The organism is Schaalia vaccimaxillae DSM 15804 (assembly GCF_000420425.1).
Taxonomy (GTDB): Bacteria; Actinomycetota; Actinomycetes; order Actinomycetales; family Actinomycetaceae; genus Pauljensenia; species Pauljensenia vaccimaxillae.
In genome coordinates this window covers 179,843-191,815 of record NZ_ATUX01000006.1, presented here as the reverse complement: position 1 = coordinate 191,815, position 11,973 = coordinate 179,843, and the positions used below count along the sequence as shown (strand labels likewise).

Here is an 11,973-nt window from a genome sequence, read left to right as displayed (position 1 = left end):
CTGGGCTTCGAAAAACCTGCTATCCCACAAGGATGAACTGTGCCTGAAATTAATATGTCCTCTAACGGTGAAGACCTCACCAACGACTCCGGTTTTCCGCAAGATCTTGACGTTGAAGATCTTGAGGAAAACGAAGGCGAAGACGACTTTGACAATGACGACCTCGAAGATCAGGAGATCGCCGAAGATGAGCTCGACGACGAATCTGATGAGGAGGCCCACGACGAGTCCGATGAATCTCTCGACGAAGAGCCCTCAGTAACCTTTGCCGATCTTGGGCTGCCTGACGATATTTTGGCAGCCATTACGGATATGGGCTTCGTGACTCCTACGCCCATCCAAGCTGAGGCAATTCCTCCTCTGCTCGAATTGCGTGACGTAGTGGGTATCGCCCAGACGGGAACCGGTAAGACTGCGGCTTTTGGGCTGCCGATGCTGTCCATCGTTGACGCTGAAGAAAAGGCTGTCCAGGCACTGGTTTTGGCTCCTACTCGTGAGCTTGCGATGCAGTCGGCGCAGGCAATCGAAGACTTCGCTTCGCGTACGCGCGGCCTCGTTGTTGTTCCTGTCTACGGCGGTTCTCCCTACGGTCCCCAGATTGGCGCGCTTAAACGTGGTGCCCAGGTCGTGGTGGGCACACCGGGGCGGGTCATCGATCTCATTGAGAAAGGCGCATTGGATCTTTCTGGCATCCGTATGCTCGTTTTGGACGAGGCCGACGAGATGTTGCGTATGGGATTTGCTGAAGACGTCGAAACCATTGCCTCATCCGCTCCCGAAGACAGGCTTACGGCTCTCTTCTCAGCGACCATGCCTTCAGCGATTGAACGCGTCGCGAACAACCACCTCAACGACCCTGTCAAGGTTGCTGTCTCGGTAGAGTCCTCAACCGTCGATACCATCCATCAGACCTACGCGGTGGTGCCCTACAAGCACAAGATCGGTGCTCTAAGTCGGGTCCTGGCTACTCGTGCACAGCACATTGCCGAAGGCCAAGAAGATGCGGACGCAGCCATCGTTTTCGTGCGCACCCGTGCAGATGTTGAGGAAATTTCCTTGGAAATGTCGGCTCGAGGCTTTAGGGCCGCCGGTATTTCGGGCGACGTTGCGCAAAATGAGCGCGAACGCATGGTGGAGCGTTTACGTTCAGGCTCGCTGGATGTACTCGTTGCGACAGACGTTGCAGCTCGTGGCCTGGACGTTGAGCGCATCTCCCTGGTCGTTAACTTCGATGTTCCGCGTGAGCCCGAAGCCTATGTCCATCGCATTGGGCGAACGGGACGAGCAGGTCGCCAGGGACGATCTTTGACATTCTTTACTCCGCGTGAACATGGACGTCTTCGTCGTATTGAAAAATTGACTGGCACTGCGATGGAGGAGATCGCGATTCCTTCGCCTGCCGCAGTGTCTCAGTTCCGTTCTCAGCGACTCCTGGAAGGACTGGGGGAGCGGATCGAACGTGGACGCCTTGACATGTATAAGAGCCTGTTGACTGAAGCTAGCACCGAGGGTGGCAGCGACGTCCTCGATATTGCAGCAGCCCTGATGGCCAAGGCCGTGGGGGATGAGGGTCCTTCTCTTCGTGTGGAAAAGGATCGCCGCGGTGGAGGAAAGATTCGCCGTGAAGAAGAAGTCGACGAGTCAGGCGAATTCGTCGGTGCCAGCTTCGAAGGCGGACGTGACAAGGATCGGCCGCTTAAGGGAGGCCGGGATGGAGCTCGGCGGCGAGGTGGTGGACGCAGCTTGGCCGGCGGGACTCGCTACCGTGTGGAAGTCGGGAAGAAGGATCGAGTTAAGCCTGGTTCAATCGTGGGTGCCATTGCCGGTGAGGGCGGTGTCGATGGAAAGGATATTGGTCACATTGAGATCTTCCCAACCTTCTCCCTTGTGGAGATTTCAGGGGACCTCAGTGACGATCAGATGCGTCGTATCGGCAAGGGGTATGTCCAGGGTCGGCCGCTGCGTATTCGAGTGGATCAGGGGCCTGGAAAAGGTCGTTCCGACTACGAGCATTCTTTCGATCAAGCCAAGAAATTTGATCGTTCGGACCGTCCCGCTAGGGATCGCTCAGAGCGTGAGTATTCGCGACGCTACGAAGGCCGTCGAGTTGAAAACCCCCGTGACGAGGGTGGACGTCCTCGGTCCGTGCGTTCGGAGCGATGGGAAAAGGAGACGCGTCAACGGCGCGAGAACTTTTACGACGACTCAGCGTCCGGCTCTCGCGGTTTCAAGGGACCGCGTCCGGATCGACGCAATCGTGACCAGCAGGGAAACTCTGGTAGTCGACATTTTGGTGGGAAGCGTCCTTTCAAGCACTGACATCTGCCGGCGGGATCGGTCTCTTATTGAGGTGGGCGATCCCGCAGAGCGCGGGCCTTTTCATGGTGCAGGTCATGCACGAAGGTCCTGGAGTAAACGCGTTGCGTTGAATAAACTCTCACTTCGTGCATCAACATATAGAGAACACGTCATCTACAGATGATGAACCCAATATCGAGGTATGGAACGACCTAGTCTCTCCTCGGGACCTCGTCATTTCCCTGGCAGTATCCGCAGTATGTGCAGCCGCTGCCTTGATCATTGCCGAGTTCATTGGCGGCCAACTCCTCTTCTGGGGACTCGGCGGCGCAGTGCTCGGCTTTATCGTCAACTGCTTCATCGTCACACCCAAACGACACGTTTCCATTGTCGACATCAATGAGCACGGAGACCCTATCGATAGCACGCCCCAGGCGGAGGTGAAGGCCTGATGGAAGCCTCGATGCTTTTGATGATGTTGGCTGCGGTTCTGGCAGCCGTTGTCCTCTACTCTTTCATCGGTTTCATTCCGGGAACCGACGAAACCTCGGTCCTTGCTCCCGTGACGCTCGCTCTGGTCCTTTCTGGTGCGGCGCCGGAAGTGGTCCTGTCTTTCTTCATCTCAGCGATCGTCACCCTCAACCTCATGAATGCCATTCCGACGGCACTTGTGGGCCTGCCCGGTGGCGTCATGTCAGCCCCACTGATGGAACATGCGGTCTTACTGCGTTCAAAGGGCCTTGCATCTACGACGATCCGCAAGATGGCCGTTGGCTCGGCGATCGGCACGATCGTTTCGATCCCACTGGCTTTCGTGCTTGCGGCGATCGTTGCCCCAATCGCAGAACCGATCAAGAGCCAGGCTCCGATCATTCTTGCCATCGGTGCTTGCTTGCTTGCGCTTCTCGGTTCGAATCGGATCCTCGCGCTGCTCTCCATCATTCCGTTGGCATTCCTATTCCGCGGTCTGCCATCCGTTTACGAGGCGATGGGGATCATCGAGCCGGGTAAGAATGTCAATATTTCTTTCTTCCTTGGGATCACGGTTGGCCCGATGCTGGTCACGCTTCTTGAATTGCTCAATAAGAAGAGGCGCGGCGCAATGCCTCACGGTCATTTGACGGATGCGCGTTTTTCCTCCGATGGTTTCCGTTCTCGTGAACTGCGACCGCATCGTTTAATTTCCAAGTCGGAGAGCTGGTGGAGTGCAGGCATGGCTGCGGCATCGACGCCGCTGTTCGTGCTGTCTCCCGTGGGTTTGACATTCATCTTGGGTGAAGCTTCCACGGCTTCCCTCAAGGATCCGGTGGAAAAGGCTAAGCGTGCCGTCACGGTCATGAGTTCTTTGACGCACTCAACCTATCTTGCCGGCGTCATCATTCCCTTGGTGGCACTGGGCATCCCGATTTCAGGTGTTTCGGCCGGACCGGCTGGACCGCTTTTTGAAGCTCCGGGAGTCTTTTCCGTTGACAAGAACATTCACCACCTCCTGTCCATGCCGCAATTTATTGTTGCGACAACCCTAGGTGCCATGGTGGCTGTGGTGATCACCTATGTGGTGGCCGTGCGTTGGTCGAGCCAGATCACCCACTTTGTTATGAGGCGCATCCCGCACGAGGCTGTTCTTGCCCTCTTCACTTCGCTGATCCTTGTACTGGCCTACATTGATGCAGGTATTCCCAACATGTTTGGCGTTCTACTGGTGGGTATCGTGTGTGGCTCTCTCAATCGTTTGGGAGTGTCCTACGGTGTTCAATTCATGACGCTCTATGCATCGCCAGGCATTATTGGTTGGTTGGCTCTTCTCGCCTGATGCAGGCAATTTGAGAGTTTCGGGGTCTCGTCCGGTTCGCCGGTACGAGACCCCGTTTCTCCAATCCCCGCGAGGGACGCCCAAAACCTCCGCGAGGGACGCACAAAACTTTCCCGAGGGACGCACGTGTGAGGCAGCGAACGCAAAGAACTCACACGAGACCGCGGTTAACCTGCACGAGGCGTACCGTGATGCTCAGCTGAACCGCGATGCTAAACGCTCAAGATCAATGCCGAGCAAACGAGCACGCTCGCCAGTTGTCCCCGTAATGAATAGGTCTGTGGTGCTCAAAGAGGCGATATTTTGGACACCGAGGAGAGCCATAACTGATCGAATCTGCTCACGCCACGACACAATTTCCTCGTACAAAGCCTCATCACCCAGTTCAGTCAGCGTATGAAGAAAATGTGCCGAAGCACCCACAGCACAGGCTCCGAGGGCGAGGCCACGTACCACATCGAGCGGAGTACGAACAGCTCCAGAGGCAAGAACCGGTAGAGACACTGGGGATCGGCCGTGCAAGGACTCCAAAAGACACAGCGGAGCAGACTGGCCCCATCCAATGAGATCGCGGAAGGCCCCATCTGGACGTCGTGAGGTTTCGATTGCGATGAAGTCAGTCCCGCCATTGCCAGCGACATCGATGGCGCTGGCACCAAGATCAACTAGACACTCGATCGTGCGTCGAGATAAACCAAAACCAACCTCTTTAACAATCACCGGCACGTCCACAGCCTCGATGATCGCTTCAATCGAGTTCTCCCAGCCCGTGAAATCGCGGTCGCCCTCGGGCATGGGGATTTCCTGGGCAACATTGATGTGAATCTGTAACGCATTAGCCTCGAGCATGTCGACGGCACGCACAGCGTCTCGAGGTGACACGGTCGGCCCCACATTAGCCATGACGAAACCGGAGGGAGAAGCCTGGCGGATCACCCGGAAAGTGTGCTCACGGGAAGGGTCGCGCAACGCAACGTGCTGAGAACCAGAAGCAATGGCGACGCCTGCGCTACCAGCAGCACGAGCCAAAGCGGCGTTGAGACGGCCAGTAGCTTCAGTGCCACCCGTCATCGCATTGATGTAGAAAGGACACGGCCACGCTGTTCCAAGGAACTCAGTCTCAATGTCCACGTCGTCTACGCGGGTATCAGGCAATCCGTGATGCACGAAAGACACATCGGCCCAAGGAGTTAATCGACTAGGGTCGTGAAGACTCATCGCCAAGGAAACATGCTGATCTTTGCGGTCGCCGTGAGAAACCAGCGAAGCAGACTGGGACTGCGCGGCCTCGGAGGATTCGCAGGAACGAGCTGGCTTCACCGGGACTCCTCAGGACGCGTCCAGACCACCAAATCCAGCGGCAGAATGCCCGCTTCGGACCAGGCTTTGCGCAGTGCATCGGCGCTCGTATGTGAGCCGTGCAGTGCGATTCCACAGTCACCGCCTCCGGCACCGGAACTCTTCGCAGCTGCCCCGTGGGCGCACGCAATCTCGACCAAACGCGTCAATTCCGCGGTCTCGATGACAACACCACTTGCGCGCATCAAATCCTGGAGTAGGTGGCGACTCACGGCAACTGCCTGGGCAACTGCCGCGAAATTGCGTGACTGCAAAGCATGAACTAATTCGTCAACGCAGGCATCCGAAGATGCGAGAAATCCCTGATAGTCGTTGACCGAAGTCGCATCTTCTTGAGCCCGATCCTGCACATTGGCAACCAGGTAGGGGGTAGACGCAGGTTCTCTCGTCCACCCCACCAACAGGTTGATATCGGCTGGGATATTGATACGCTCAACTCGTAACCCTGGCCATTCACTGCGGACAAGATCCGCCACCGACATTGTGCGGCGCTTTCGCCGTAGCCATTGACGGTCAGGAGATGAATACCGAACCCAACCGGTGAAAGAACTGGCGGCAATATCACCACCTGAACCAATGGGTTCAACGGTGTCAGAGGCCAAAAGCGCCATTTTGCACACGTCTAGGTCGCTGACTTGCAGTCCATGAAAGGCGGCCACAGCGCGCACAGTTGCTACCGTCACTGCCGCCGAGGATCCTAAACCGAGTTTGACTCCCTCATCATCAACGAGCTGAGAATCCACATCGAGGTGGAACATCTCGGTGACGAGGCCGCCAGTGCGCGCAACTTCTTCAACGACGCGTAAAGCCGACAGGACGTAGTCCAAGTCGTCAGGTTGCTGAATGGCGACGCCGTGGGAATCTCGAGTCCAGGTTCGCTGCCCGCCCTCGTAGAGGGTGGAAGAAATACGTGCGGCAGGTCCCTCAGTGGCGGTTGCAGTCACCGTAATAAAACGATTGACGGATACTAAGAGGGCGCTGTGCCCGGGTTCAACAACCGCATATTCGCCGGTGATGAAGAGCTTTCCCGGAGCTTGACAGGAAACGGACCGAGTCATGGTTCTAAGTAAATCAGGCGCGGGCCTGGTCAAAGCGGATTCCCTCGCCGGATAGGCGAAGCGTCACAGAGGCGTTGGGCACATGTTGCGATAATGCTGCGCATGCCTGTTGGGCATGAGCGCGGTCGGTGAGCACCTTGACGTTTGGGCCGGCATCAATCGTCGCCCACACGGGCAGGCCTTCAGCTCGCAAACGTTGCACGAGGCTCAGGACTTCAACGGTGCTTGGCAGCCAGTACATGACTGCGGGTCGGGCGGCAAGCATCGTGGCGTGCATTCCAAGCGCGTTGGCTTCTGCGATATCTCCGAGTCGCTGTAAATCTGCGGTCGCTGCGGCGTCGAGTGCATCGAGGACATCTGTGGCGCTGGACTGGACCCAGGAAGGATAAAGAGGAGAGGTTGTCAGGGTGTGCTTCATCGCCCGGCTTGAAGAAATCGACTTTTTACCCGATTCGACCGTGACGACAACCATCGCAAGGTTCAAATCGGTGGCGACTGGTTCAGCATAGGAGCTGTGGTCGTCTGTGCCTTTATTCCATAGGACGAGGCCACCGAAGATTGACCGGCAGGCGGAGCCAGAGCCGCGTCGAGCTAAACGAGACAAGTCGCGTTCATCCAGATCCAGGCCGGCAGCGCGCGAAGCTGCTCCCGCCAACGCAGCAAAACCAGCGGCTGATGAAGCTAGGCCAGCAGCGAGGGGAACAGTCGAGTGTGACTCAACGGTTGCGGCCTGGTTCAGTCCGGCGCGTTTGCGAACGAGGTCGAGGAAGCGGCTGACTCTCTCCAGAGAGGTTCCGCTAGCTTGTTTGCCGTTAATGGATACCTGGTCGAGCCCGTGATTGCCGTCGTCAAAGGACACCCTTGTCGTTGTCCAGGTGTCGTCTAAGGTCAACGAGAGCGATGAGGTTGTCGGCAGTGAGAGAGCCGGATTGGCTTTACCCCAGTATTTAATGAGTGCGATATTCGAGTTCGCACTGGCTGTGGCCGAAGCGGAGCTGGTTGACGAGGTGGTCACATCTCTCCTTCGCTGACGCGCAGCTGGTAGGTCCAGGTTCGGGCGGCACCCGCTTTGATCAGCGCCCGACGCACTCGCGCAGTGGCTTCGTCGGAGTCAGTCAAGCTAATGAGACACCCTCCCAGGCCGCCTCCCGTCATCTTTGCCCCTAAGGCTCCAGCCTGACGCGCCGCCTGGGTGAGGGAATCGAGGAGGTCGAGGCTGACTCCGCAAAGTCGCAGGACGTCGTGAGCCTCGTTCATGACAGTGCCGAGGACGTCGATTGTGCCGTGAGCCAGGGCTTCAATTGATGTTTGGGTAAGTTCGCCCAAACGATTGATGTAACTGCCGTAACGGTCAGGGTCGGCCTCGTACCTGGTGCGCAGACCGGATACGGCTTCGCGGGTGGAACCGTGAACACCAGAGTCGGCGATAACGAGTTGGCTGCCACGGATGCGTTGGCTTAAAAGTTTCATTTGGCCGGATTGGAAGCGAATGGGGGAGGGGGCGGTAGTGGCAGCTGCATCAAGTCCTGAGGGACGCTCGTGGGCAATGAGCTCGGCCTGGTGAATCATAGCGAGCAGTTCTTCACGAGTCGGTTCGAGGCCGCATGAGTCCATGACTGCGCGGATGATTGATCCGGCCGATGCTGCTGATGACCCAAGGCCGCGCTCGTGGGGGAAATCTGACTGTGTCCTGATGTGGAACGACTGGTCGAGACAACCGGAGCGTTTACGGGCGACCTCGAAAGCGCGCGCAACGCAGGCGAATTGGGGGCCCGCCTGTTTGAATGGTCCGTCGTAGCCAAGCGAGGTCAGGCGCGATGGCCCTTCGGTTGGCGTCGCGGTGGCTCGCATTTGCAAGTCGTGAAGAGGAAGAGCGACTGCCGGATACCCATAAACCACGGAATGTTCGCCAATAAGTATGGTCTTAGCCCACGCCAGGCCGTGGCCAACGCGCACGGCGGAATGACGATCCATGCTGAGTTTCCCTTGGTCGACTACCATTTCAGGCCCTTTGCCTGAAAGGCGCACTCAAGGGCACCTTTTGAGCGTAGTGATCGCTTAGGCGCGCTGCAAGCCAGGCACACCGCGAGTTTCCAGCATATTTGGCTTTGGTGAAGCATGAATCAGAGGTTTGTTACCTCACTCGAAGCGGTATCGATTCGTCGTGCGGCGATGACAGCGATTATCGCCACTGCAATGGCGGTGACCATGGCTGGCAGGTATCCCAACGATCCACTGATCCCCATGGACGCCCACAGTGCCATCAGTATCGACACCACGGCCAATTCGACAGCCGAGCCAGCCGAATCTGCCACTTGGAGCCAACTCGAGACCTTGCCGTGTTGAGATTGCGGAGTCATACCTAAGGTCAGCACAGAGAGCGAAGCGTGCATGAGCCCAACGCCCATTCCTGAGATCATCCAGCCGAGAATGGAGATCCACACGGGAATGTTCTTGAAGAGCAAGGCCAACATGATCGTGACCCCAACGAGCATGAGGATGGTGCCGATCAAGGGTAGGCGAATCCGCCATTGAGGATTCTTGATCCGTGCTTGAGCCACCGCGCCGACCGACCATGACAAAGATCCGAGGGTCACTGAAAGCGAGGCCGCATCGGCTTGCCAGCCGTGGACTCGCTGGAGAACGAGAGGAATGAAAGCTCCCGCACTGGCTTGAACTCCCATAGCCAGCATTCGTGTCACGATGGCCGTTGGAACTCCTCTTTTGAGAACGAACGCCCCTCTTGGCAGGAGTCGAGGTAGGGCCCAGGTGGTGGCTGTAATTCCGAGGACGAAGAGGATTACAAGCTTGAGTCCCGAGACTGCACCTGACAGTTGGAAGAATACGACTCCCAGTCCACCCACGATTGCCATGGCACTCAAGGAGGCAAGAGATGACGGGGCTGTACGGGGTCGGCCAGCAAACTTTGCGAGTACCGACAAAAGTGGGATGACGGCAATGATGGCCAGGATCGGTACTGCCCAGAACACGGGACGCCAGCCAAAGGACTTGGCGACGAATCCGGCAATGGCGGGGCCGATGAGTGAGGGCAGTGCCCAGGCGAGGGAGAAAGCCGCGAAGTAGGTAGGACGGCGAGCGGGGGCCGCAACTGACCCAATGAGGACGTATAGGGGAACGATGAGCAGACCTGCCCCAAGGCCTTGGACGATGCGGCCAAAGACGAATGGCAAAATTGCCCAGGCCCACGCCGATACGAGCAGTCCTATTGTGAAGAGTGCGAGACCGCTGAGCAGGACGGTGCGAGGACCCTTCCAGTCAGTGAGTATTCCGGCAATGACTGTGGCGGTGAGTTGGGCGGCGAGGGAAGATCCTGATGCGACGGAGAACCAGGCATCCGCATCCAAGTCGGCGACAACGTTCGGCATGATGGTCGTTGTCGCGAGGCCTTCGAAGGCACACAAGGTGATGAGCAGGACTGCACCGACCATGAGGGAAATCTCAATGGGCTTCCATTTCGAGGCGGTTGGAGCTGAGGGTGATGCTGGCACGGTGAGCATCCTCCCACCGTGGGCGGCGGTGGGGCAAAGTCTGCGGGCGTAGAATCGGGGTGCCGCCGCCTGTCTCGCGGATGGTACCGACGAAAGGAATACCAGTGCTTCGCACTCACAACATCGCAGAGCTCGGAAGCGATCTCATTGGCCAGACAGTCACACTGACCGGATGGGTGGATCGCAGGCGCGATCACGGAGGCGTTGCCTTCGTCGATTTGCGTGATGCCTCCGGAATTGCTCAAGTGGTGGTCCGAGATGAGTCTGTCGCCCACGAATTGCGATCAGAGTTTGTTTTGAAGGTGACGGGCGAGGTTTGCGCCCGCCCCGAAGGCAATGAGAACGCCAATCTTGCCACGGGTGCCATTGAAGTGATGGGTGATGACATCGAGGTCCTCAATACTTCAGCTCCTCTTCCTTTCCAGGTGTCGGCTAACGCTGAGGATTCGGGCAATGTGGGTGAAGAGACCCGTTTGAAGTACCGCTATCTTGACCTGCGTCGTGAACCCGAGCAGTACGCGCTGCGCTTGCGTTCGAAAGTCTCGAGGGCGGCTCGTGACACCTTGTACGACTACGATTTCGTTGAGATTGAAACGCCAACCTTGACGCGTTCGACACCCGAAGGAGCTCGCGACTTCATTGTTCCGGCTCGTTTGTCTCCCGGTTCCTGGTACGCCCTTCCCCAGTCGCCTCAGCTGTTTAAGCAGATGCTGATGGTTGCCGGTATGGAACGATACTTCCAGATTGCCCGCTGTTACCGCGATGAGGATTTCCGTGCGGATCGTCAGCCCGAGTTCACCCAGCTCGATATTGAAATGAGCTTCGTGGACCAAGACGACGTTATTGAGGTTGCCGAATCGGTCATGAAGAACGTTTGGGCCCTCATTGATTATGAGCTCCCGACACCTCTACCTCGCATGACGTATAAGGACGCGATGGAAAAGTACGGTTCGGATAAACCGGATCTTCGATTTGGTCTCGAGCTGGTTGAGCTCACCGACTACTTCAAGGACACCACCTTCAGGGTGTTCCAAAGTGAGTATGTGGGCGCAGTGGTGATGCCTGGGGGTGCGTCTCAGCCGCGTCGTACATTCGACAAGTGGCAGGAGTGGGCCAAGGCTCGCGGAGCTAAGGGTCTTGCTTATGTGACGATCGGCGAGGACGGAACCTTGGGTGGTCCTGTCGCCAAGAACATTACCGAGGACGAGCGTGTCGGGCTTGCTGGGGCAACTGGCGCCAAGCCGGGTGACTGTATCTTCTTCGCTGCAGGTAAGCCCACGCCCTCGCGCGAGCTCTTGGGTGCAGCGCGCCTGGAGATCGGCAAGCGATGCGACCTCATTGATCCAGATGCGTGGGCATTTACCTGGGTCGTTGATGCGCCCTTGTTTAAGCCAACCGGGGACGCTGAAGCGGAAGGTGACGTGGCCTTGGGTCATTCATCGTGGACGGCCGTTCACCATGCCTTTACGTCTCCTAAGCCTGAGTGGATGGATTCTTTCGATACCGATCCTGGAAATGCTTTGGCGTATGCCTACGACATTGTGTGTAATGGCAATGAGATCGGTGGCGGTTCCATTCGTATCCATCGTCGTGACGTTCAGAATCGCGTTTTCAACGTCATGGGCATCGGGGACGAGGAAGCTCAAGAACAGTTCGGTTTCTTGCTGGATGCTTTCAAGTTTGGTGCTCCGCCCCACGGTGGTATCGCATTTGGGTGGGACCGCATTGTTTCTCTCATGACGAAGTCCGAGTCGATTCGTGATGTGATCGCTTTCCCGAAGTCTGGTGGCGGCTACGATCCACTAACCGATGCTCCGGCTCCGATTACGCCGGCACAGCGCAAGGAAGCAGGAGTTGATGCTGAGCCCAAGAAGCGTGGCGAACAGGGCGAGCAGGTGTCTTCTGAGCAGGAGTGACCTGACGGAGCGTTGCTGAC

At 57.4% G+C, this 11,973-nt stretch carries 9 protein-coding genes; 4 read left to right on the top strand and 5 right to left on the bottom strand.

Going from position 1 to position 11,973, the window contains the following annotated elements:
• Positions 1-54 precede the first annotated feature (54 nt).
• The 3 genes from G439_RS11080 to G439_RS0103860 all read left to right on the top strand — a co-directional run bounded on the left by G439_RS11080 (position 55) and on the right by G439_RS0103860 (position 4,111).
• Positions 55-2,319, top strand: a complete 2,265-nt coding sequence (locus tag G439_RS11080; RefSeq protein ID WP_051125702.1) for a DEAD/DEAH box helicase — start codon at positions 55-57, stop codon at positions 2,317-2,319.
• A 125-nt stretch (positions 2,320-2,444) separates the two neighbouring features.
• Positions 2,445-2,750, top strand: coding sequence for a hypothetical protein (locus tag G439_RS0103865; protein ID WP_022867875.1), 306 nt, complete (start codon positions 2,445-2,447; stop codon positions 2,748-2,750).
• Positions 2,750-4,111, top strand: coding sequence for a tripartite tricarboxylate transporter permease (locus G439_RS0103860; RefSeq protein ID WP_022867874.1), 1,362 nt, complete (start codon positions 2,750-2,752; stop codon positions 4,109-4,111). Before G439_RS0103865 ends, G439_RS0103860 begins: the two co-directional genes overlap by 1 nt.
• Before the next feature lie 195 nt (positions 4,112-4,306).
• Here the strand turns inward: G439_RS0103860 and fni are convergent, their stop codons facing one another.
• From fni to G439_RS0103835, 5 genes are all read right to left on the bottom strand, one after another.
• Positions 4,307-5,431, bottom strand: a complete 1,125-nt coding sequence (fni, locus tag G439_RS0103855; RefSeq protein ID WP_022867873.1) for a type 2 isopentenyl-diphosphate Delta-isomerase — start codon at positions 5,429-5,431, stop codon at positions 4,307-4,309.
• A complete protein-coding gene (locus G439_RS0103850; protein ID WP_022867872.1) occupies positions 5,428-6,528 on the bottom strand; it encodes a phosphomevalonate kinase in 1,101 nt (366 codons plus the stop codon). The genes fni and G439_RS0103850 overlap by 4 nt, the downstream gene beginning before the upstream one ends.
• Before the next feature lie 13 nt (positions 6,529-6,541).
• Entirely contained in the window at positions 6,542-7,543 is a 1,002-nt protein-coding gene (gene mvaD, locus G439_RS0103845; RefSeq protein WP_022867871.1) for a diphosphomevalonate decarboxylase, read from the bottom strand.
• Positions 7,540-8,502 carry a mevalonate kinase gene (gene mvk / locus G439_RS0103840; protein ID WP_022867870.1) on the bottom strand — a complete coding sequence of 321 codons (963 nt, stop codon included), beginning with the start codon at positions 8,500-8,502 and terminating at the stop codon, positions 7,540-7,542. The genes mvaD and mvk overlap by 4 nt, the downstream gene beginning before the upstream one ends.
• Before the next feature lie 149 nt (positions 8,503-8,651).
• Positions 8,652-10,046: an MFS transporter gene (locus G439_RS0103835; protein ID WP_022867869.1), complete on the bottom strand. Its 1,395-nt coding sequence runs from the start codon at positions 10,044-10,046 to the stop codon at positions 8,652-8,654.
• A gap of 95 nt (positions 10,047-10,141) precedes the next feature.
• On the opposite strand from G439_RS0103835, the gene aspS reads away from it, so the two are divergent.
• Positions 10,142-11,953, top strand: a complete 1,812-nt coding sequence (gene aspS / locus G439_RS0103830; RefSeq protein WP_022867868.1) for an aspartate--tRNA ligase — start codon at positions 10,142-10,144, stop codon at positions 11,951-11,953.
• Positions 11,954-11,973: the final 20 nt, after the last annotated feature.